General features: G+C 73.3%; 18 protein-coding genes and 3 pseudogenes. 13 read left to right on the forward strand and 8 right to left on the reverse strand.

The genetic code is table 11. The annotated features are described in order from the left end of the window. Positions 1–173 precede the first annotated feature (173 nt). From istA to ACGF07_RS28795, 3 genes and pseudogenes are all read left to right on the forward strand, one after another. A pseudogene (gene istA / locus ACGF07_RS28785) lies at positions 174–1,313 on the forward strand (IS21 family transposase); the annotation flags it as partial. Between the two features lie 24 nt (positions 1,314–1,337). Continuing rightward, positions 1,338–1,642, forward strand: a pseudogene (locus ACGF07_RS28790) (glyoxalase/bleomycin resistance/dioxygenase family protein); the annotation flags it as partial. Positions 1,643–2,194: 552 nt separating this feature from the next. After that, positions 2,195–2,584, forward strand: coding sequence for a rodlin (locus tag ACGF07_RS28795; protein WP_392903527.1), 390 nt, complete (start codon positions 2,195–2,197; stop codon positions 2,582–2,584). 233 nt (positions 2,585–2,817) lie between these two features. Here the strand turns inward: ACGF07_RS28795 and ACGF07_RS28800 are convergent, their stop codons facing one another. After that, entirely contained in the window at positions 2,818–3,072 is a 255-nt protein-coding gene (locus tag ACGF07_RS28800; protein WP_392903375.1) for a hypothetical protein, read from the reverse strand. Between the two features lie 112 nt (positions 3,073–3,184). On the opposite strand from ACGF07_RS28800, the gene ACGF07_RS28805 reads away from it, so the two are divergent. The 3 genes and pseudogenes from ACGF07_RS28805 to ACGF07_RS28815 all read left to right on the forward strand — a co-directional run bounded on the left by ACGF07_RS28805 (position 3,185) and on the right by ACGF07_RS28815 (position 5,313). Continuing rightward, on the forward strand, positions 3,185–3,790 hold the full coding sequence (locus tag ACGF07_RS28805; RefSeq protein ID WP_392903377.1) for a TetR/AcrR family transcriptional regulator: 606 nt from the start codon (positions 3,185–3,187) through the stop codon (positions 3,788–3,790). Between the two features lie 126 nt (positions 3,791–3,916). Continuing rightward, positions 3,917–4,414: pseudogene (locus ACGF07_RS28810) on the forward strand (DUF4188 domain-containing protein); the annotation flags it as partial. A 212-nt stretch (positions 4,415–4,626) separates the two neighbouring features. Further along, the gene (locus ACGF07_RS28815) at positions 4,627–5,313 is read left to right on the forward strand and encodes a C39 family peptidase (protein ID WP_392903379.1); all 687 of its coding nucleotides are present in this window, start codon (positions 4,627–4,629) and stop codon (positions 5,311–5,313) included. Here ACGF07_RS28815 and ACGF07_RS28820 read toward each other — a convergent pair. Continuing rightward, positions 5,283–6,134 carry a hypothetical protein gene (locus tag ACGF07_RS28820; protein WP_350743528.1) on the reverse strand — a complete coding sequence of 284 codons (852 nt, stop codon included), beginning with the start codon at positions 6,132–6,134 and terminating at the stop codon, positions 5,283–5,285. The genes ACGF07_RS28815 and ACGF07_RS28820 overlap by 31 nt on opposite strands. 283 nt (positions 6,135–6,417) lie before the next feature. Here ACGF07_RS28820 and rpe point away from each other — a divergent pair, with 283 nt between their 5' ends. Together rpe and ACGF07_RS28830 are read left to right on the forward strand one after the other, a co-directional pair. Continuing rightward, positions 6,418–7,101, forward strand: a complete 684-nt coding sequence (gene rpe / locus ACGF07_RS28825) for a ribulose-phosphate 3-epimerase (protein WP_350743526.1) — start codon at positions 6,418–6,420, stop codon at positions 7,099–7,101. Positions 7,102–7,321: 220 nt separating this feature from the next. Then, positions 7,322–8,281 carry a pirin family protein gene (locus tag ACGF07_RS28830; protein ID WP_392903383.1) on the forward strand — a complete coding sequence of 320 codons (960 nt, stop codon included), beginning with the start codon at positions 7,322–7,324 and terminating at the stop codon, positions 8,279–8,281. A 234-nt stretch (positions 8,282–8,515) separates the two neighbouring features. Here ACGF07_RS28830 and ACGF07_RS28835 read toward each other — a convergent pair whose 3' ends face one another. The 4 genes from ACGF07_RS28835 to ACGF07_RS28850 form a co-directional block, all read right to left on the reverse strand. Then, the gene (locus ACGF07_RS28835) at positions 8,516–8,899 is read right to left on the reverse strand and encodes a hypothetical protein (RefSeq protein WP_392903385.1); all 384 of its coding nucleotides are present in this window, start codon (positions 8,897–8,899) and stop codon (positions 8,516–8,518) included. A 63-nt stretch (positions 8,900–8,962) separates the two neighbouring features. Next, entirely contained in the window at positions 8,963–10,231 is a 1,269-nt protein-coding gene (locus tag ACGF07_RS28840; RefSeq protein ID WP_392903387.1) for an amidase domain-containing protein, read from the reverse strand. After that, positions 10,228–10,425: a hypothetical protein gene (locus ACGF07_RS28845; RefSeq protein WP_392903389.1), complete on the reverse strand. Its 198-nt coding sequence runs from the start codon at positions 10,423–10,425 to the stop codon at positions 10,228–10,230. Before ACGF07_RS28845 ends, ACGF07_RS28840 begins: the two co-directional genes overlap by 4 nt. Positions 10,426–10,776: 351 nt before the next feature. Then, positions 10,777–11,451: a TetR/AcrR family transcriptional regulator gene (locus ACGF07_RS28850; RefSeq protein ID WP_392903392.1), complete on the reverse strand. Its 675-nt coding sequence runs from the start codon at positions 11,449–11,451 to the stop codon at positions 10,777–10,779. A 58-nt stretch (positions 11,452–11,509) separates the two neighbouring features. Here ACGF07_RS28850 and ACGF07_RS28855 point away from each other — a divergent pair, with 58 nt between their 5' ends. Then, positions 11,510–12,958, forward strand: coding sequence for an MFS transporter (locus tag ACGF07_RS28855; RefSeq protein WP_392903394.1), 1,449 nt, complete (start codon positions 11,510–11,512; stop codon positions 12,956–12,958). Next, a complete protein-coding gene (locus ACGF07_RS28860) occupies positions 12,955–13,359 on the forward strand; it encodes a cupin domain-containing protein (protein WP_392903397.1) in 405 nt (134 codons plus the stop codon). The genes ACGF07_RS28855 and ACGF07_RS28860 overlap by 4 nt, the downstream gene beginning before the upstream one ends. Positions 13,360–13,457: 98 nt before the next feature. On the opposite strand, the gene ACGF07_RS28865 is transcribed toward ACGF07_RS28860, so the two are convergent. Continuing rightward, the gene (locus ACGF07_RS28865; protein WP_392903400.1) at positions 13,458–14,447 is read right to left on the reverse strand and encodes a hypothetical protein; all 990 of its coding nucleotides are present in this window, start codon (positions 14,445–14,447) and stop codon (positions 13,458–13,460) included. Positions 14,448–14,858: 411 nt separating this feature from the next. Then, positions 14,859–15,224, reverse strand: coding sequence for a hypothetical protein (locus ACGF07_RS28870; RefSeq protein WP_350743506.1), 366 nt, complete (start codon positions 15,222–15,224; stop codon positions 14,859–14,861). Positions 15,225–15,827: 603 nt separating this feature from the next. Here ACGF07_RS28870 and ACGF07_RS28875 point away from each other — a divergent pair. The 3 genes from ACGF07_RS28875 (at position 15,828) to ACGF07_RS28885 (ending at position 18,664) form a co-directional block, all read left to right on the forward strand. Continuing rightward, entirely contained in the window at positions 15,828–16,244 is a 417-nt protein-coding gene (locus ACGF07_RS28875) for an STAS domain-containing protein (RefSeq protein ID WP_350743338.1), read from the forward strand. A 688-nt stretch (positions 16,245–16,932) separates the two neighbouring features. After that, positions 16,933–17,214 (forward strand): MerR family transcriptional regulator, encoded by a 282-nt coding sequence (locus ACGF07_RS28880; RefSeq protein ID WP_350743389.1) that lies wholly within the window; start codon positions 16,933–16,935, stop codon positions 17,212–17,214. Positions 17,215–17,470: 256 nt separating this feature from the next. Continuing rightward, a complete protein-coding gene (locus tag ACGF07_RS28885; RefSeq protein WP_392903405.1) occupies positions 17,471–18,664 on the forward strand; it encodes an MFS transporter in 1,194 nt (397 codons plus the stop codon). The last annotated feature ends 676 nt before the right edge of the window (positions 18,665–19,340 follow it).

Here is a 19,340-nt window from a genome sequence, read left to right on the forward strand (position 1 = left end):
GCCGTCGCCGGCCATTTCCGGACGATCTCGGAAGACGCTCCGGAGAGATCAACCGTTACAGGGAGTAGGCACACCACAGAAGTTGGACCAGAACCCGAGTTTCGACGTCACTGGGGTACTTGCCAGGTCAGCATCGGGAGTGCTCCTGGTGAAAGGCCCCGGTCATGCCGCAGATGTCGAAGGTCGAGCTGTACGCTGCGATCCGGCGTGACCACCGCGACGGCATGAAGCTGCGGGAGATCGCGCGCAAGTACAACGTGTCGTGGCGGACGATCAGGAAGGCCGTGGACTCGGTCTGGCCGGAGCCGCGGAAGAGGCTCCCGCCGCGCGCGACCGCGCTGGATCCGTACAAGGCGGTGGTCGACGGGATCCTGCGGGCCGATCTGGATGCGCCGCGCAAGCAGCGGCACACGGTCACCCGGATCTTCCACCGCCTGGTCGAGGAGCACGGCGCGGAGATCTCCTACCAGCAGGTCCGGCGCTACGTCGCCGACCGAAAGCCGCAGATTCTGGTGGAGTCGGGCAAGGCTCCGATCGAGGCGTTCGTCCCGCGGACGCACCAGCCCGGGATGGAGGCCGAGGTTGACTTCGGCGACGTGACGGTGAAGCTCGACCCGGTGAAGCTCGCGGGCGAGCTGGTGACCTGCTACCTGTTCTCCTTCCGGCTGTCCTACTCGGGCAAGGCCGTTCACCGAGTCTTCGCGTCCTGCGGGCAGGAGGCGTTCTTCGAAGGCCATGTTCACGCGCTGCGGACGCTGGGCGGTATCCCGCGGAGCAAGGTCCGCTACGACAACCTGAAGGCGGCCGTCGCCCGGGTACTGGGGCTGAGCCGGGCCCGGGTGGAGGCCGACCGATGGATCGCCTTCAAGTCGCACTTCGGGATCGAGAGCTCCTACTGCCGGCCCGGCATCGAGGGCGCCCACGAGAGGGGCGGCGTCGAGGGCCAGATCGGCTACTTCCGCCGCAACCACTTCGTGCCGGTGCCGGAGATCGAGTCGCTGGCGGAGCTGAACGAGCTGGTCGAGCAGTGGGATCGGCACGACGGGCGACGTCGGATCGGGTCCAGAGCGCGGACGATCGACGAGTACTTCGAAGACGAGCGAGCGCGGCTGCTCCCGCTGCCAGAGGACCCGTTTGAGACGGGTCGGGTGTTCACCCCGCGGGTCGACCGCTACGGCCAGATCGCGGTCCGGACCAACCGCTACTCGGTGCCAGTGAGGCTGATCGGCAAGCGGGTCCGGGTGATGCTGCACGCCTCCCACCTGGTGGCCTACGACAGGAACGTTGAGGTCGCCCGGCACGAGCGGCTGATCGCTAAGGGCAGCTGTCGGCTGGAGACCACCGAGCAGGTCACCGCCGCCACCACGCGCCTCAAGGACGCCGGCCTGGCTACCTCGAGGAGAACGACACCTCCTGCTGCTACGCCGTCCAGGACAAGCCCTGGGTGACCGGCCCGGGCAAGGAGTCGTGGGAGGTCTACGTCGTGAAGGCCGACGCCGACACTCTCGGCAAGAGCGCCGACAGCGCACCGGACGCCTGCTGCGGCACCACCGCCTGCTGCACCCCCGACGAGCAGACCCTCGACCTCGCCCAGAGCCCGGCCGAGGCGAAGGCCGCAGCCGGCTGCACCTGCGGCAGCTGACTGGCCGTCCGGCCCGCCCTCGTCCTCGCTCCTCCTCCCGGCCGGTGGCGCCGCGAAGCGGGGCCGCCGGGGCCACCGCGCAGCAGATCACCCGTCACGCCGTCGGCGCGCAGCATCAGGTGGCCGGAATCTTGTCTCGCTTCTACTCTGCGCGCCGACCCTCCCACTCCACTTCTTCGGCGCTTCGGTGCCCGGACTTCACCCAGCGACCGCCAGGGTGCCCAGGGCGCCGAGCTATGGACAACGGGTGCGAAAACCCGCTTCCGGCGGTACCGCCTGACGCAACCCCGAGAAGCAACCCCGAGAAGCAACCCCGAGAAGCAGCCCCGAGTAGCAACCCCAGAGGCAACCCTCAGAGGCAATCCGCGCCGGGTCGGCTGCGGTGTTGTGCCGAGACACGTTAGCCGTCACTCGGACACGGTTCCTGCCACCACGGGTCGCGGCGGGCGGACGGTCCGAAGCGTGTCTCTTTGGTGCGCTGAGCAGTTGACCGGATGAACGAATCCGGTTGATGATCTCGGATCAGCCGGCCCCGGTCGAAGGAGAATCGTGATCCGCAGGATCACAGTGTGCTCGTCCATCGCTCTCGCTCTACTCACCGCGGCACCGGCCGCCGTCGCGATCGGCAATGACACGGACGTCGCCAACGCCAACGGCGCCAAGACCGGTTACGTCAACACCGCCACCGGCGGCAAGGAGAGCCCGCAGATGAGCCTCGTCCAGGGAACCCTGAACAAGCTCTGTATCGGGGTTGGGAAGGCTGGGGTTCAGTCGGTCCTTGCCTTGACCAACGTCGGCGTGCAGGACGTCCCCATCCTCACCTCGCAGCAACAGCAGCAGTGCACCGACAACAGCACGATCCAGGACGGCGACGATTCCCTGTCGCACCTGGTCGACGAAATCCCTGTCCTGTCCGGCAACGGTTCCGCCAACGGCCACTGACGCTGTTCGGCATGCGGCAGTCCGCCCAGTCGTTCCACCGGGTGGACATGCCAGCAATTGGCCTGGCCCGTTTCGTAGGTCCAGTGACAGATACGCCGTCCTCGGCGCCGTGGCGCCAGCAACGCAGTCCCGTTGGTGACAGCTACCGTGTCCCGCCGACCGTAAAACAGCACGGTCGTCAGAGCCACCTGGTGCCAACAAGCATGTCCCGGCACAGGTGTGCGCGCGGGAGGTCAGCGCCACCGGTAGGACGTGGTAGTCATCGCCGGGAGCAGCACCGGGCCGCCCGCGGTGGCGTCGGGCCGGACGGCCTGGCCGAGGACGGCGCCGACGTCCGGGTACAGGTGGAGGTCGGCCGCGTCGGCTACCGGCAGCCACACCACCGGCGCCTGGTCGGGGTCGTCCTGCTCGACCGCCGCGACGGCCTGTACCAGGTGGTCGGGCAGGTGGGCGGTGAAGATCAGGTGCCGGCGCCGGAACGGCTCCATCTCGCTCCGCCGCCGGGTGCCTGCCCGCCGGGTTCCCGCCCGCCGGGCCCCCGCCCGCCGGGGGCGCCTCGGACCGGCCCGGGGCGCCCCCGGCTGTGGTAGCAAGGCAGGCATGAGGGAGCGGGAGGCCTACCACCACGGGGCGTTGCCGGAGGCGCTGGTGGCGGCGGCGGTCGAGGTGCTGGACGAGCAGGGGCAGGAGAGGGTGAGCGTGCGGGAGGTGGCGCGCCGGGCCGGGGTGTCGCCGGGGGCGCCCTTCCGGCACTTCGCCGACCGGCAGGCGTTGCTGACCGCGGTGGCGGACCACGTGCTGGCGGACTTCGTGCGGTGGCAGGAGGCGGAGGTGGGAGCCGCGGAGGCGGCGGGCGGTTCCGCGATGCGCGCGCTCGGACTGGGCTTCGTCCGGTACGCCGTACGGCATCCGCGCCGGTTCGAGCTGGTGCGCTCGCGGGTGTTCACGGCCGTGCGGGATCCGGAGCTGCGGGAACGGCTGGACGGGATGGACCGGGTGTTCGCCGGGCTGATCGTCGCGGACCAGCAGGCCGGGCGGCTGGGGCCCGGGGATCCGGGGCTGGTGATGCTGTCCGGGCAGGCGGTGGTCTACGGGCTGGCGCAGATGATCGTGGACGGGTACCTGCCGGCCGAGAACGCCGAGGAGCTGGCCGTGCAGGTGCTCGACACCTTCCGGCAGGGGATCGCCAACCGGCCCGAAGAGTAACGGAATTGCCCTTGCGGCGACCCTTGACCGGCCCATCGCGCCTTGATGTAATCACCGATTACATGAGGTGCGGGGAGGCCGGGAATGCCCAAGGGGACCACGTTCGGGACCACGTTCGGACGCTCGATGTCCGCCAAGCCGCTGCCGGGCTACACCACCGCCGCCGCCACCGGCGACACCGTGGTGCTGCTGCTCGGCATGCGGATCAACCGGTTCTGGGCCGTGCACCACTGGGGCCCGGTGATGTTCGCGATGTTCCGGATGCTGCGTGAACTGCGGCGCAGCCCCGAGCGCGGTCTGCGCGGCCGGATCCTGCTCACCGCCTCGCCGCGCACCTACTACGTCGTGCAGTACTGGGAGTCCAAGGAGAAGCTGTACCGCTACGCGAGCGCGCCGGACGGCTTCCACCACACCGTCTGGGGGATCGCCAACCGCATGGTGCGCGAGGGCAGGGTCCGCGGGCACGTCGGGCTCTGGCACGAGACGTACATCGCCCCCGAGGGCGGCTACGAGTCGATCTACTTCGACATGCCGCCGTTCGGCCTGGCCCGCGCCACCGGGTCGTTGCCGGTGGAGCAGCGCGGCCGGAACGCGGCCCAGCGGCTCGCCCACCGGTCGGCGGCCTCGGGAGGGCCCGAGGAGTCCGAGGGGGCCGAAGGGGCCGCGCCGGCGGCTGCGTCGGCAGAGCCGGGCGAGCCGGGCGATCGGAGCGAGCCGGTGACGGTGGCGAAGGCGCCGGAGGCGGCGGCGAAGGAGGCGGCGAAGTCGGCGGAGGGCACCGGCACCCAGGGAGTGTCGTGAGTCGGACGGCCGCCCCGGCGTGAGAGCGTCGGGGAATGGTCGATCAGGGCGGCGCCGCGCGGCCGGCGCGGGTGGTGCACGAGGTGCCGTACCGGGCGCAGTGGGAGTCCGCGGAGCTGGTGCGGGAGATCGTGGACGGGCGCCTCGACGCGGCGGAGGACCCCCGGTGGGGGCAGTCCGGGGCGGCCACCCCGGAGGAGTACGCGTGGTGGTCCTGGCGGCTGTGCGGGGTGGCCTGCCTGCGGATGGCGCTGGAGCACTGGTGGGGGGTCACCCCGACGATGATGGCGCTGGCCGGTGAGTGCGTGGCGGCGGGGGCCTACGTGCGCGACGGCGAGAGCCTGCGCGGACTGATCCACGTGCCGTTCGCCGACTACGTCCGGCGGCGCTGGGGACTGGCGGCGACCGCAGGGGAGTTGACGCCGGAACAGGTGGCGGAGGAGGTGGCCGGCGGCCGGCTGGTGATGGTCTCGGTGCACCCGTCGATCCGGGAGCCGAACGGCCCGCCGCCGGTCCGCCGCGGCGGGCACCTGGTGCTCGCGGTGGGCACCACCGACACCGCGCTGCTGATCCACAACCCCTCCGGCTTCCCGGGGGAGTCGCAGGCCTTCGCGCGGGTGCCGTGGCGCTCGTTTGGGCCGTTCTTCGCCGGGCGGGGGATCGTCCTCGGCCCGCCCGGTTCGGATGAGCGTCAGGTGTGGTCCGGCAGCCCGGCCGGGTAGTACGGCAGCTGGCTGCGACAGAGCGCCGCGATCGGCTTCAACGCGGCGGCCAGCCGGTCGAGTTCGGCCCGGGGGTAACCCTCCCACACCCGGGCGGCGGCCAGGTCGGTGGCCGCCTCCAGGGACTGGTGGCGGGTCCGGCCGAGCTCGGTCACCGCCCCGGCGGCCGTCAGCCAGCCGCGCTCGACCAGGCGCCCCGCCGCCGCCTCCCACTCGGCGTCCGTCCAGCCGCGCATCGGCTGGAGCTGGTCGCGCCGCATGTCCATCGCGCAGCGGATCACCAGCGCCTCGCAGCCGTCCAGCCCGGCCGCCACCAGCGCGGCCACATGGCCGTCCCCGCGGTGCTCGCGCATCACGGTGGCGGCCTGCCAGAGCCGCTCGTACAGCCCGCTCGGGCGGGGCAGCGCGGCGTTGGCGGCCGCCAGCACCCGGCCCGCGCAGTCCAGCCGGGAGGCGGCCTGCTCCAGGGCGTCGGCGACCAGCTCCACCTGCTCCCGGTCGACGTGCTCCAGCAGCCGGGCCAGCGCCGCCGCCGAACCCTTCAGCCGGGCGGCGAGGGTCTCCTCCGGGCTCGCCAGCGACCAGACGGACGGCAGCGCGCGCTCCACCATGGCCGGCGCGAAGTTGAAGAACGCGGCGACGACCGGCGGCGCCTCCACCGCGCCCAGCGGGGCGGACCGGCTGGCGAAGTACCCGCGCCAGGGGCCGCGCAGCCCGGCCTCCTCGAAGGCGGCCCGGCCCTCCGGCAGGAAGTAGCTGACGCCGTGCACCGGCTCGAAGAGCCACCAGAGCGCGCGGGCGGGGTGGACGAGATCGACCATCGGAAGCCTTCCTCGGCGTGGCTCCGGGCGGGCGCGGGGAGCTCGGCTGATCGGACGGCCCCGCGGCCGCGGCGGCGGCAGCTGAGCCGTTCGGACGGCGCGGGGCCGCTCAAGTGCTGATGACCACGGCGGCGGGCCGGGAACCCCGCGCGGAGTGTGATGACGGTCACGCGGGGCGCCGGGGTGCGGTCACCGGCGGCGCGGCGCGAGATGATGGGACGAGGTGCCGCCCGGCGACGGGTGGCCCGGCCCCTGCAAGCCCCCGCACGAAGGTAGTCGGTCAATGGCCCAGATCAACCCCAGCATCCTGTCCGCGGACTTCGCCCGGCTCGCCGACGAGGCCGAGGCCGTCCGGGGTTCCGACTGGCTGCACGTGGACGTCATGGACAACCACTTCGTGCCCAACCTCACCCTGGGCGTCCCGGTGGTCGAATCGCTCGCCCGGGCCACCGACACCCCGCTCGACTGCCACCTGATGATCGAGGACCCGGACCGCTGGGCCCCGCAGTACGTCGAGGCCGGGGCCGGCTCCGTCACCTTCCACGTCGAGGCCGCCGCCGCGCCCGTCCGGCTGGCCCGCGAGATCCGCGCCAAGGGCGCCCGGGCCTCCATGGCGCTCAAGCCCGGCACCCCGATCGAGCCGTACGAGGACCTGCTGCCCGAGCTCGACATGCTGCTGATCATGACGGTGGAGCCCGGCTTCGGCGGCCAGGCCTTCCTGGACATCATGCTGCCGAAGATCCGCCGCACCCGGGAGCTGATCGCGAAGCACGACCTGGAGCTGTGGCTGCAGGTCGACGGCGGCGTGTCCGCCACCACCATCGAGCGCTGCGCCGAGGCGGGCGCGGACGTGTTCGTGGCCGGCTCGGCCGTCTACGGGGCGGAGGACCCGGCGGAGGCCGTCCGCAAGCTGCGCGAGCTGGCCGACAAGGCGAGCGCGGACGCCTGGTGGGCCTGCGGGCACTGACCGCCCGCCAAGCCTTCACACCGGATGGCCGGGCGCGGACGGGCTTCGCGCGCCGGGACCGCACCGCCGGATGGCCGGGCGCGGGTGGAGGAACCCGCCACCGTGCTGGATGATCGGTGACGACGGGGGGCTCCTCCCCGCCCGAACCCCTCCCCTTCCCTCCCCATCCCCCCTCCCCGCCCCCCGCGCCCGGCCCTCCTCGTACGGTGGTGGAACCGCGATGAGCAACCTCGACCTCAAGCCCGCCCCGACCAGCTGCGGCCGCGAGGCCACGACCGGGCCGGTGAAGGATCTCCTGACCGGCCGTCAGGTCCAGCTGGGCGAGAGCACGGTGGTCCGCCGCCTGCTCCCCAACCTCGGCCGCCGGATGGTCGGCGCCTGGTGCTTCGTCGACCACTACGGCCCCGACGACATCGCCGACGAGCCCGGCATGCAGGTCCCGCCGCACCCGCACACCGGCCTCCAGACGGTCAGCTGGCTGCACCAGGGCGAGGTGCTGCACCGTGACAGCCTCGGCAGCCTGCAGACCGTCCGGCCGTACGAGCTGGGCCTGATGACCTCGGGCCGGGCGATCTCCCACTCCGAGGAGTCCCCGCGCCCGCACGCCCGCTACCTGCACGGCGCCCAGCTCTGGGTCGCCCTGCCCGACGCGCACCGGCACACCGCCCCCGCCTTCGAGCACCACGCCGACTTGCCCGTGGTCACCGCCCCCGGCCTGCGCGCCACCGTCATCCTCGGCACCCTCGACACCGCCACCTCGCCCGGCACCACCTACAGCCCGCTGGTCGGCGCCGACCTGGCCCTCACGGAGGGGGCGGAGCTCCGGCTCCCCCTGGTTCCGGACTTCGAGTACGCCGTCCTCGCCATGACGGGCCGCCTCGACGTCGACGGCACCCCGGTCGAACCCGGCTCGATGCTCTACCTCGGCTGCGGCCGCACCGAACTCCCCCTCCTCGCCCGCACCGACGCCTCGGTGCTGCTCCTCGGCGGCGAGCCCTTCGAGGAGCGGATCCTCATGTGGTGGAACTTCGTCGGCCGCACTCCCGAGGACATCGCCCAGGCCCGCGCCGACTGGATGACCGGCACCCGCTTCGGCCAGGTCCACGGCTACGCCGGCCACCGCCTCCCCGCCCCCGAACTCCCGGCCACCCCGCTCAAGGCCCGCGGCCGCGAGCGCTGACCCCGACCGGGGGTCGCTCTTCTCGCCTTGCGCCGGTGGGCGATGCTCCACACCACGGCGATCGCGTTCAGGACGGATCCGCCGGTCATGACGGTGGTGCGGGTGCTGCCCGTCACGCCGTGGGAGACCACGGAGGCGAGCATGGCTGCGACGAGGAACACGCCCAGCGGAAGGACCGCGAAGTCGAACAGCGGCGACTCCGAGGCCCTTCCGCGCAACCGGCATCGAACGAGGTCAGACCGTTGAATGTGGTCGGGGGACTTCCGCCGTGTCGAGTGTGATGGTCAGCGGGCCGTTCCCGAAGCAGCTGCTGCGTTGCGGGCCGGTGTCGTGGGCGGCGGTCCGGGTCAGCGCGTACTGGAACGGGATACCGATGGTCATCACCGGTAGGAGGACGCAGAGCAGGCCGTGCCCCAGGCCGAGCCGCGGTGCCTTCCGCCGTACGGCGGTGAGGACCTGCCAAACGCCCCAGCAGAGTGCGCCGATCCCCGACACCAGGCCGGCCCAGGCCAGCGGTAGGACGTAGGCCGGGGCGCCGGGACTGTCGTGGCACCGGCTGACGAGCGCGTGGACGTCGCCGTCCGCGATGACCGTGGGCACGGTGCACAGCCAGCTCACGCAGGCGAGAAGCAGTGGGCCCCCGGCCCGGAACCGGCGGGGGGAGCGAGGGTGGTCCGACATCTAGTACCAGTCCGGGTTGACGCGGACGAAGTGCAGCTTCTGGTGGCCGCGCTGTTCCTGGAAGGCGTCGATCCGCCCGCCGACGCTGGCGTTCTTCTGACCGCCGCTGTGCTGGGTGTACCGGATGTCTCCGTCCGGAGTCACGGCCGTGACGACCGCGGTGTGGTGCACGGCCCCCTTCTTGTCCTGGTCGTCCTGGTCGGAGTCCTCCTCGTAGTAGACGATGTCCCCGGGCTTGACCTGATCCGGTGGGATCTCCTCACTGCCGTGGCGCATCAGGAAGTCGTGCATGTTCTGTGCGCCGGCCCAGCTCTTCGAGTAGTCGACCCGCTGGGAGAGCCAGTCACCGCCGGCGTCCTCGCTGCGCCCCCAGGTGTCGTCGCCCCGCCAGCCCCAGAGCCCGTCCCACTTGGCGTGCAGACCGCCCTGGCGCAGCGCCTCGGAGGCGAAGTTGGTGCAGTTGTCCCCGAAGACGTCGATGCTCGTGTCGTCCCAGTGGTCCAGCGCCCACTGCACCGTCATGACGCGGTCGTACTTGGCGTTGGGGCCTCCGCGAAGGCCGACCTTCACGTCGTCGGGGATGCCGGGCAGATCGGCCAGCGTGACCGGGTCGGAGAGCATCAGCTGCTTGCGCTGGTTGTCGGTCAGCGCCTTCCACCAGTCGGCGACCAGACGCGGGTCCTCACCGCTGGGAATGCCCCCGGTGTACATGGCCAGTTCGGTCTGGGAGGCCTCGCGCTGAAGGGCGTCGAGCGCCTTGCGCGGGTCGGTCTCGCAGGTGGCGGCCGCAAGTTTGCGGAGCTCCGCGGCTGCGAGCTTGTCTGCTTGGGCTGCTTCGCGCAGGGCCTCCTGGAGCATCGCGTTGATCTCCTGGACCGCGTTGTCGGTGGACGCGTCCGCGCCACCGGAGCCGGAGTGGACCGTGCCGCTGGCTTCGTCGATGGTCAGGCCGTACTGCCCGGCCATGTCGAGGGCCGAGTTCACGGTCAGCTTCGCCCGGGTGATGGTGGCGCTCAGGGCGTTGAGGACCATGACGACACCGCGCATGATGTCAGCGCCGGCCTCCAGGATCCGGGCGTGTTCCTCCAGTTTGCGGCCTGCGGCCTGGCCGACGCGGTCCTTCCAGTTCTCCTTGAGCGGGTCGACGCCGTTGGCGTGGATGTCGTTGACGGCCTGCCAAGCCTGCTTGGAGAGAGCCAGCCAGGAGTTGGCGGCGGCGTCCACGTCGATGCTGCGGGCGGACCTGAGCGCTGCGAGGTCGATGCTCACTGCCCGGTCCCTTCGAGATCGGTGACGGCGGCGGTGAGCCGACGGGCGGCCTCCTGCTCGGCCTTGTCGTAGGAGTGCGCCGAGTTGCGCAGCTGTTCCGCATAGGCGTGAAGCTGGTCGAGCGCAGACTTCATGTGGGTCTGCCACGCGGTCGCGCAGTCCTTGAGTGCCGGCCCGGACTCCCAGGCGGTCATGGTGGCCGCGGCGGTGAAGCTGTTGTCGAGCCAGTGTCCGGCGGGTCCGACGCCGCGGCGGCCGCCTGGAGGCCGGCCGCGGACTGCCGTAGCACTTCCGTACGGATGTGGATGTCGTTCATGTGTCCCCCTACCCCCTGGTACGCCCGTGACGACCGGCGTACGTACGGTCATCCTACTGGCTGGTTGGGTTCGGGAGGGTGTGCCGACCGGATGGCCGGTGCCCGCTCCGGCCGGGGCCGACGGCCGCGGCGGCCGCCGGCTCGACGCCCTGGAGCTCCTGGCCATCCGCTGAGGGCCCGCGGTCGTGAGGGTTGACCGGAGGCCTCCTTCAGCGGGGCGACGGGCGGGTCAGCGGGGGGTCAGGAGGCCGTCCACCAGGGCGTGGAGGCCGTCCAGGTAGGTGTCCTCGGCGGTCAGGGGGGCCCATCGGTCGGCGACCTGCGCCAAGCGGGGCAGCAGGCCCGGGTCGAGGTCGGCGAAGACGCGGTCGCGGTAGGTGGGGCGGTCATTGGCTGCGCGTCGCCGCCGGGCGGCCGTCGTGCGGACCACGATCTCCCCGGCGGTGTAGTACCAGATCGCGCGGTAGCCGTGCACGGCCCGCTCGGGGGACAGGCCGCATTCGACCAGGCCGTCGACGATCTGTTCGACGAACCACAGGGCGGAGGTGGACATCAGGTCGTCGGCGGTCAGCACCTCCACGATCCAGGGGCAGGCGGCGAGCGCCTCGTGGATCGCGGCAGCGGCGGCGACGACCCGTTCGCGGGGCCGGGCGGGCAGTTCCTCGGGGCGGCGCAGGGTCCGCGCGGCGTAGTCGTCCAGCAGCAGGACGAGAAGTTCCTCCTTGTTCCGGACGTGGTGGTAGAGCGCCATCGGCGTGCTGCCGATCTCCGTGGCCAGTCGCCGCATGGTCAACCGGTCCACGCCGTCAGCGGCCACGATCCGGCGTGCCGTCTCGACGACCTCCTCCCGGGAGATGCGGGGGGGTCGGCCGGGGGTCCTGCGCGGTGCGGCTGGTTGCGACATGCCCCCCATCATCCCCGAGGTGTCGACAACCGCGACCGTCCCGCGCTAGTTTCCTTACATGTACAAAAACTTACGTGGGCGCCCCGAAACGGTGCTGGCGGCGGCTTCCGTCGCCCAGTTCGTCTTCGCCCTGGACATGTCGGTGGTCAACGTCGCCCTGCCCGCGATCCGCACCGCGCTGGGATTCGCGCCGCTCGACCTCTCGTGGGTCGTGCACGTCTACGCGCTCGCCTTCGGCGGACTCCTGCTGCCGGGCGGCCGCGCGGGCGACCTGTACGGGCGGCGCCGGCTGTTCGTACTGGGCCTGTCCGTCTTCGGACTGTGCTCGCTGGCGGGCGGACTGGCCCAGGCGCCCTGGCAGCTGATCGCCGCCCGAGCCGGCCAGGGCCTGGGTGCTGCCGCGGCCGCGCCGGCCGCGCTGGCACTGCTCACCACGACCTTCCCCGAGGGCCCCCGGCGGGTCCGTGCGCTCGGAGTCTGGAGCGCCGTGAACGCCGCGGGCGGAGCGCTGGGCGTACTGGCGGGCGGCGTGCTGACCGAGTACGCGGGTTGGCGCTGGGTGATGCTGGTCAACCTGCCCGTCGTGGCATCGGCTCTGGTCCTCGTCCTCGCGGGCGTACCGGCCGGGGCGCGGCCGGGCCGGAGGGAGCGGCTGGACGTGCCCGGCGCCGTCCTCGCGACCGGCGGAGTCGGGCTGCTGGTGTTCGGCGTGGTGCGCACCGACGCCCGGGGGTGGGGTTCCCCGGCGACCCTGACGACCCTCGCCGCCGCGGCCGTGCTCCTGGTCGCCTTCGTCCGTGTGGAGTCCAGGGCCTCCGCGCCCCTGCTGCGGCTCGGCCTGCTGCGCAGCCGCTGGATCGCCGGAGCCAACGTGCTGGTGTTCCTGGCCGCGGCAGGCCAGTTCACCGCCTTCTACTTCGTGTCCCTCTACCTGCAACAGGTCCTGGGCATGGGGGCCGCGGCCACCGGTGCCGCGTTCCTGCCCTTCTCGGCCGGGCTGGTCGCGGGCACCGTCGTCGCGACCCGCCTCATCGCGACCCGCACCCCGCGCGCGGCCTTGGTGCCCGGCGCGCTGCTGGCGGCCGCCGGACTGGTCTGGTTCGCCTTCATCAGCCCCGACGGCGGCTTCCTCACCGACGTTCTCGGCCCGTCCCTCGTCGCCAGCGTCGGCACCGGACTGGTACTGGCGCCGGTCGCCGCCGCGGCCACCACCGGGATCGCCCCCGGAGAGGCCGGCGCGGCCTCCGGGCTCCTCAACAGCACCCGCCAACTCGGCGCCTGCGTCGGCCTGGCCGCCCTGGCCACCGTCGCCGCGCACCGCACCGGCACGGCCACCGACCCGGCCGCGCTCAACGACGGGTACGCCTTGGGCCTGGCCGTCGGCGCCGCCCTCTTCGTCCTCGCGGCGGTCGTGGCGATCGTCGTGCTGCCCCGCCGCCGGGCCGCAGCCCCTGACCCCCGGCCCGTCACCCCCGCACCGAACCGACTGGAAGGAACACCGTCATGACGACGACACCCAGCTCCCCGATCGACCTGTTCGCCTCGGCGCTGCACATCCACCCCGACGGCGACGTCCGGGCCGCCGAGCGGCGGATGACCAGCAGCGACTCCGGTGCCTGGCAGATCGCCACCTTCCACGTGGAGACCGACGCCGACGTCCACGCCGACCACTGGGAGATGCACCCCGCGGCCGAGGAGGCGGTGTGCTGCCTCACCGGCGGCGTCCGCGTCCACTTCCGTCCCACCGAGCCCGGCGGCTCGGAGGACACGGTGCGGCTGCGGGCGGGCACCGCCGTCATCGTCCCGCGTGGCCGCTGGCACCGCCTGGAACTGGACGCGCCCAGCGACCTGATGTCGATCACCCTGCGCCAGGGCACCCGCCTCGAGGAGCGCACCGACCTGCACTGACCGGTGGGTGGCCCGGCCGAGCCACGGCCGGGACACCCCTGCGGTGACTGCGGGCGCCACCGGCACCGTCCGGCGGCACGCCCCGGGGCGGAGGCAGGCTAGGGGGCGAGGGCCTTCTGCGCCTCCTGCCGTCCCGTGTGGGTCGTGTTCAGTGCCCGGTCTCCGAGGACGCCCAGCTCGGGCGGGCCGAGATTCGACCGGGAGGCCGCGGACCACTGGTTGAGGAGGCACACGGTCTGGCCCTGGAGCTGGACGAAGCCGCTCGCGTCGTTCGGATCGGTCCGGGCGAGGCAGGCGGCCGTCAGGTGCCCGGCGGGGTCGGCGGAGTAGGCCGGTGCGGGGTCCGGTCCGTCGGCCCGGAAGCGGTCCAGCGCCGCACTGCGCCACGGGCGTTGCGAGTCGGCTCCGCGCTCGCGCAGCACGTCGTCGGCGACGGCGTCGTACGCACCGGCGGGCGCGGCGGCGCGCCGCACCACGTCCTCCAGCGCGGCATCGGAGGGCGGCGCCTCGACCGCGGCGAACCCGGCGGCCGACCGCCGCAGGTCGGCGGCGCGCAGCAGGGCGTAGGCGGTCGGGTCGTCCGAGAGACCGCGGACGGCCCGGACGAGTTCCCGCGGCTGCACCGAGAAGTGGACGCCCTGCCCGTCCTCCCACGCGTCGCTCTGCCGCTCGGAGTGCGCGTTGTAGGTGTCGTCGACCAGGGCCAGCACGGCGTGGGTGTCCGCGGCGTAGTCGGCGAGGGCCTCGGCGAGCGGTCGGCGGAGGTCCGGGTGGACGTGGTGGTCCCTGCCGTCCGCGAGCGCGAGGACGACGGCGCGCATGGCGCGGGCCTGCGCCAGGCTGTGGACGCCGGGCCGTTCGCCGGTGGTGGCGCGTCGCAGTTCGTCGCCCAGGGCGGTGCACGGCAGGTCGGAACGCCAGGCGGCGCCGAGCACCTGGCGGATGCGGTCGTCGGTGCGGAGGCCGGCGCAGTCGCGGTCGGGATCGTCCCGGCCGAGCGCCCACCAGAGACCCAGGCCGGCCGCTGCCGCCACCGCCAGGGCAAGGGCGACGAGGACGGCGCGGCGGGAGGCACGGGCGGCGGCCATCAGGCGTTGCCCCGGCCGAGGTAGTGACCGGCGACGTCGCTGCTGCGGTCACGGGTGTTCAGGACGTCGTCCTGGAGCCCGTTGATCATGTGGTCCTCCGGGCTGGTGCCACCAGCCTGCGGGCCTTCCCGTGGGCGGTGACGGCGTGACAGCCGTTCATGGCTCGGTCGCATGAGCATACAAACAGCGGCCGACGGAGGGCGGGTCGGATGCCGTCGCGGTGGTGGAGGGCAGCGGCCCGGGGCGGTCAACTCTCGCTTGGTCGGCGCTGTGTCGCGGAAGCGGCCGCGCCGTAGGGGCGTTGGTGCAGGCCACGGGCGGCGGGTGGTTCTGTTCCGTGCCCGGTGGCGGGGGAGGGGGTTGCCCGCCGGTCCCCCGTGCGGCGGGCAACCCCCGGCTGGTGGTGGGTTGTCAGGGGCGGTCGAGGGTGATGGAGTTGATCGGCCCCAGGTCGTAGTAGACGCCGTTCTGGGCCGGGATGTCGTACACGCAGTCCGCGCCGCCCGAGCCGCGGCAGAGGTGGGCGTGCGCGCCGCCGGTCTGGTTGTTGAGCACCCAGTGGTTGCCGTACTGGTTGCTCAGGTTGTGGGCGCCGTAGCTGTAGTAGACGTTGGTGGGGGAGACGGCCGGGTTCTGGTTCTGCGGGTAGATGCAGACCGCCCCGGACGGGCAGCCGGCCCAGGAGCCGTCCGCGGCACCGGCGCTGCCGGTGCCCATCGCGGTCAGGGCGGCGGTGGCGAGGCCGAGGGCGGCCAGGGCGTGGGTGATCCTGCGCATGGGGTGGTTCTCCCTTGGCTGGTGCGGGGCCCGGCGACGGGCCGGGCCGATGACTGTCAGCGTAGGAACGCACCGGCTCCGGCGGTCCCTGACATCTGACAGGGGCGCGTCGCCTTGCGTTGCGAGCCGGGGCCGCCGGGTGCGTACGGTCGACCTGCCGGCCGCCCGGGGGTCAGCGGGCGGCCCGCCGGAGGTGGGAGAGGGCGAACTGGGCTCCGGGCTCTGCGCGTTGTGCGGGTACGAGCGGCGCCTGCGCCGCAGTAGGAGGCGGATCCGCCGTTCTGGGATTGTCCGGTCCCGGAGGGTCGACGGGCGGCCTTCCGGTGCCGCGGAGCACGGTGCGAGGAACCGGTCGGGCGGGAGGGCGGGCCCGGCAGAGGGGCCGCGGTCGCGATCGAGGGCCGGTGGGCGGTGGCGGCCGACGGGTGAAACCGGGATCGTGTTCGCACTCCCGGAGAGGTAGGGTCGAATTGCACCGGTTTCGTCAGAGTGGCGGGCCGGACGCCCGTCGGCTGTCGCCGCACTGTCTCCCGCATCCCGCGGATTCGATGCCTCGGCCCGCCCCCTGGTGGGTGGAGCCTTCGGTGGGCTTGGAGGCGTGTCGTGACAGTTCCCCGCAATCGTGCCGGTACCCGCTGCCGTGCCGGTCTGGTGCTCGTGGGGCCGGACCTCAGGATCGAGATCAGCGACGTGGATGCCGTCGTCGTGTGCTCGCTGGCCGGCGACCTGCACCTGGACAACGAGAAGCACGTCGAGGGCGCCCTGGACCGGGCGCTCGACGGAGCGCCGGCGCTGCTCGCCGTCGACCTGTCCGGTGTCGGCCTGTTCACTCCCAGTGGTCTCAACGCGCTGCTCGCGGCCCGGCGCCGGGCGAGCGGGTACGGAGTGCCGCTGGTGGTGGTGGCGCCCAGCCGCACGGTGGAGCGCGTCCTGCGGATCACCGACGCCGATCTGGTCCTGCCCGTCTACCCCAGCCTGGAGCGCGCGGTGCGCCACCAGCGCCGGTCAGCCGCCGGGTAGGCGGGGGCGGCTTCTTCGGGCCCGCGTCGGCGCTCCGGATCTGCCACGCGTGTGGCGGAAAATCTATGCGCGCCGGAGTAGACATTGCCCGGCGGCGGGATTAGCGTTTTTCTCGTAGGCAGACGGAGTCGGCGATACGGCCGGACGAACCGGCCGGAGTTGTCGGACGGAAGTCCGCAGTGCGTCGGTCCGGCAGCGGAGTCCCGGAGCCAGGCAGGTGCAGGACGGTGACGGGGCTGGCTGCCGGACCGGGCGGCCCGCAGGTGTCAGGGGCTGCCGTCAGCGGTATCGAGCAGTACGCAGTTCAGTGAAGTGCGGTACCAGAAGTGCGGTACCAGAAGTGCAATCCAGTAGTGCAGTCCAGAGGACGAACGGAGGGCACAGGCGCCATCAGGATCGCCCGGACCGTGAGGACGCCCGGGCGGACACCGCAGACCCCAACGCAAGGACGGTGGTTTCCGGTCACGCACATGCGATCCCCGTACGCCCCCTCAACCGGGGCGCAGCGGAAGTGAACAGGACCGGCTCAGGCCGGTAGATGGTGTTGTTCCCCTTCGGGGCCCCGGAGCCGACACGGCGCCGGGGCCCCTCGACGCGTTCTCCCCGGAACCAGAGAGGTGCAGTGACTACGACGACCAGCCCCGACACACCCGACAAACTCGACGACGACGACTACCCCGCGTACACCATGGGTCGCGCCGCCGAGATGACCGGCACCACGCCCGGCTTCCTGAGAGCCCTCGGCGAGCACCGCCTGATCACCCCGCTACGCTCCGAGGGCGGACACCGCCGCTACTCCCGCTACCAGCTGCGCATCGCCATGCGGGCCCGCGACCTCGTCGACCAGGGCACGCCCATCGAGGCCGCCTGCCGCATCATCATCCTCGAGGACCAGCTCGAGGAGGCCCTGCGCCTCAACGAGCGGCTCCGCCGCTCCCAGCGCGACCAGGAGCCCACCGCGGACACCTGACCGGGAGCAGCCCGGCTCCACCGGGCACGCCGTCCGCCTCCGGCCCCGCCCGCCCTTGGCCACTCCTCCGACCTCCTCCCCGCCGCCGCGCGGCCGTGCCGGAGGATCGGACGATTACTCCCCGCCCGTGCCGGCCCCTACCGTCGGAGAGGTCACCCGCAGGTCGCTGTCGCCTGGTCGGGCCGGCTGCGGGAGGCGGGCGCCCGGGCCGGCTCCGCAGGGGGCGTGGACCGTGTCCGTGGCCGGGAACTTCCGCATGGCGAAGCAGCTGACGGGTGGCCGGGTGCTGCTGTGGTCGTCGTTGGGCAGGCTGCCGGCCGCGATGAGCCCGATCGGCACCCTGCTGCTGGTGAGCCGCAACTCCGGCAGCGTGTGGTCCGGTTCGCTGGTCGCCGGGGCGCTGGCGGCCGGTCAGGCGCTCGGCGGTCCGGTCGTCGGCCGGCTGGCGGACCGGCGGGGACAGCGGACGGTGGGGCTGGTCGCCGCCCTGGTCAACGCGGCGGCCCTGGTGGCGCTGGTCGCGGTCTCCGAACGCGGGCCGGCCCTCGGCTGGCAGGTCGCGTCCGCCGCGCTGACCGGCCTCTCGGTCCCGTTGGTGGGCCCGCTGTCGCGCAGCCGTTGGGTCCGGCTCGCCGCCGGTGCGCCGGAGCCGACCTCCGCGGTGCTGGCGCTGGACGGGATCGTCGACGAGGTGGGCTTCACCGCTGGTCCGGCGCTCGTCGGCCTGCTCGCCACCGCCGCCTCACCGGCCGTCGGACTGCTCACCGCAGCCGGGCTCTCCGGCGTCTGCGCCACCCTGTTCGCGCTGCACCCCACCGCCGCCCCGGGGGTCCCGGCGCCGTCCCGCCCCGGCTCCCGCGCCGCCGGCCGGCTGCCGAGCACACCGTACGTCCTCCTGCTGGCGGGGATGGCGCTGCTGGGAGCCTGCTTCGGATCCGTCCAGGTCGGGGTCACGGCGACCACCGAGGCGCTGGGCCGGCCCGGCGCGGCCGGGCTGGTGTACGGCTTCATGGGCTGCACCAGTTCCCTCGCGGGCGTCGCCACCGCCTCGCTGCCGGCCCGCTGGGGCCTGCCGCAGCGCCTCCGGGCGGGCTCGGCGCTGCTCTTCGGCGCCTCCTGCCTGCTGCTCCTGGCGGACGGCGGACTCGCGTTGCTGACCGCGGCCATCGGGTTCCTCGGGATCGCCGTCGCGCCGCAGATCATCGCGGTGTTCGGTCTGGTCGAGCGGACGGTACCCGCCGCCCGGCTCGGCGAGGCGATGGCGGCGCTGGTCAGCGCGCTGATCCTGGCGCAGTCGGCGGGCACCTTCCTCGCCGGGTGGGCCGTGGAACACTTCGCCCCGGCCGCCTCCTTCGCGGTCACCGCGGCAGCCGCAGCGGCCGCCCTCGCCCTCACCGCCTGCACCGCGACCGAGCGCCGCTACCACCGCCGGGCCGCGCCCGGGAGCTGACCGGGTGGCTGCGCGCGGGGTGGCCTGTCGCTGCGTCCGGGCCACGTCCTGCCGGCACTCACCTCGCCGGGGCCTCCCGCCGTCGCGGCCCGTCCGGTGCGGGCACTCCGTCGCCCGTCCGGTGCGGGCAGGCCGGCGCGCGGGCGAGGGCGGCGGTGACGGGGGTGGCGTGGGCGGGCAGGTCCCGGGCGGCCCGATCCGCGGCCGGTCGGCCGGAGGACGTCGGGCGGGTCCCGTTCCGCGCCGTCGCGCAGGCGGCGGAGCTCGGCGACGGGCAACTCGACCGCCGGGTGGTCCTCCGTCCTCCGCCGGTGGGGGCGTGCGGCCCGCTCGTGTCGTCGCCACCGCCGCCGGCGTCGCTGCTCCGGACTCCCCGTGGGATCCGCCCGGCGGTCAACCGGACGGCGTCGCCGAGGCGTTCGGCGCGCACGACGGGATCGCGGCCGAAGGAGGAGGTCCCGCCGCCGTCGACGACCTCGCGCCGGTCGCGCCAGTAGGTCGGGCCCGGTACAGCAGCCCGGAGGCAGGGCGGTGTCCGTGGTGGCGGCGGTGACGCGGAGGCCGCCGGAGGCGAAGGTGCCGTCCAGGGTGAGCAGGCCGTGCAGGGGGCCCCGAGGGGGCCGTGCCGCGCGCGTGGCACCGACTGGCGCCCCCGGCCACGGCGGCTGGGCGGGCA

The sequence above is a fragment of the Kitasatospora sp. NPDC048194 genome (genome assembly GCF_043202455.1).
Taxonomy (GTDB): Bacteria; Actinomycetota; Actinomycetes; order Streptomycetales; family Streptomycetaceae; genus Kitasatospora.

Bases quoted from the DNA above. Each gene is read 5' to 3' on its own strand.
- ACGF07_RS28800 (WP_392903375.1), bottom strand. From the start codon at position 3,072: ATGGAGCCGTTCCGGCGCCGGCACCTGATCTTCACCGCCCACCTGCCC.
- ACGF07_RS28805 (WP_392903377.1), top strand. From the start codon at position 3,185: ATGAGGGAGCGGGAGGCCTACCACCACGGGGCGTTGCCGGAGGCGCTG.
- ACGF07_RS28815 (WP_392903379.1), top strand. From the start codon at position 4,627: ATGGTCGATCAGGGCGGCGCCGCGCGGCCGGCGCGGGTGGTGCACGAG.
- ACGF07_RS28820 (WP_350743528.1), bottom strand. From the start codon at position 6,134: ATGGTCGATCTCGTCCACCCCGCCCGCGCGCTCTGGTGGCTCTTCGAG.
- rpe (WP_350743526.1), top strand. From the start codon at position 6,418: ATGGCCCAGATCAACCCCAGCATCCTGTCCGCGGACTTCGCCCGGCTC.
- ACGF07_RS28830 (WP_392903383.1), top strand. From the start codon at position 7,322: ATGAGCAACCTCGACCTCAAGCCCGCCCCGACCAGCTGCGGCCGCGAG.
- ACGF07_RS28845 (WP_392903389.1), bottom strand. From the start codon at position 10,425: ATGACCGCCTGGGAGTCCGGGCCGGCACTCAAGGACTGCGCGACCGCG.
- ACGF07_RS28850 (WP_392903392.1), bottom strand. From the start codon at position 11,451: ATGTCGCAACCAGCCGCACCGCGCAGGACCCCCGGCCGACCCCCCCGC.
- ACGF07_RS28855 (WP_392903394.1), top strand. From the start codon at position 11,510: ATGTACAAAAACTTACGTGGGCGCCCCGAAACGGTGCTGGCGGCGGCT.
- ACGF07_RS28860 (WP_392903397.1), top strand. From the start codon at position 12,955: ATGACGACGACACCCAGCTCCCCGATCGACCTGTTCGCCTCGGCGCTG.
- ACGF07_RS28865 (WP_392903400.1), bottom strand. From the start codon at position 14,447: ATGGCCGCCGCCCGTGCCTCCCGCCGCGCCGTCCTCGTCGCCCTTGCC.
- ACGF07_RS28870 (WP_350743506.1), bottom strand. From the start codon at position 15,224: ATGCGCAGGATCACCCACGCCCTGGCCGCCCTCGGCCTCGCCACCGCC.
- ACGF07_RS28880 (WP_350743389.1), top strand. From the start codon at position 16,933: ATGGGTCGCGCCGCCGAGATGACCGGCACCACGCCCGGCTTCCTGAGA.
- ACGF07_RS28885 (WP_392903405.1), top strand. From the start codon at position 17,471: ATGGCGAAGCAGCTGACGGGTGGCCGGGTGCTGCTGTGGTCGTCGTTG.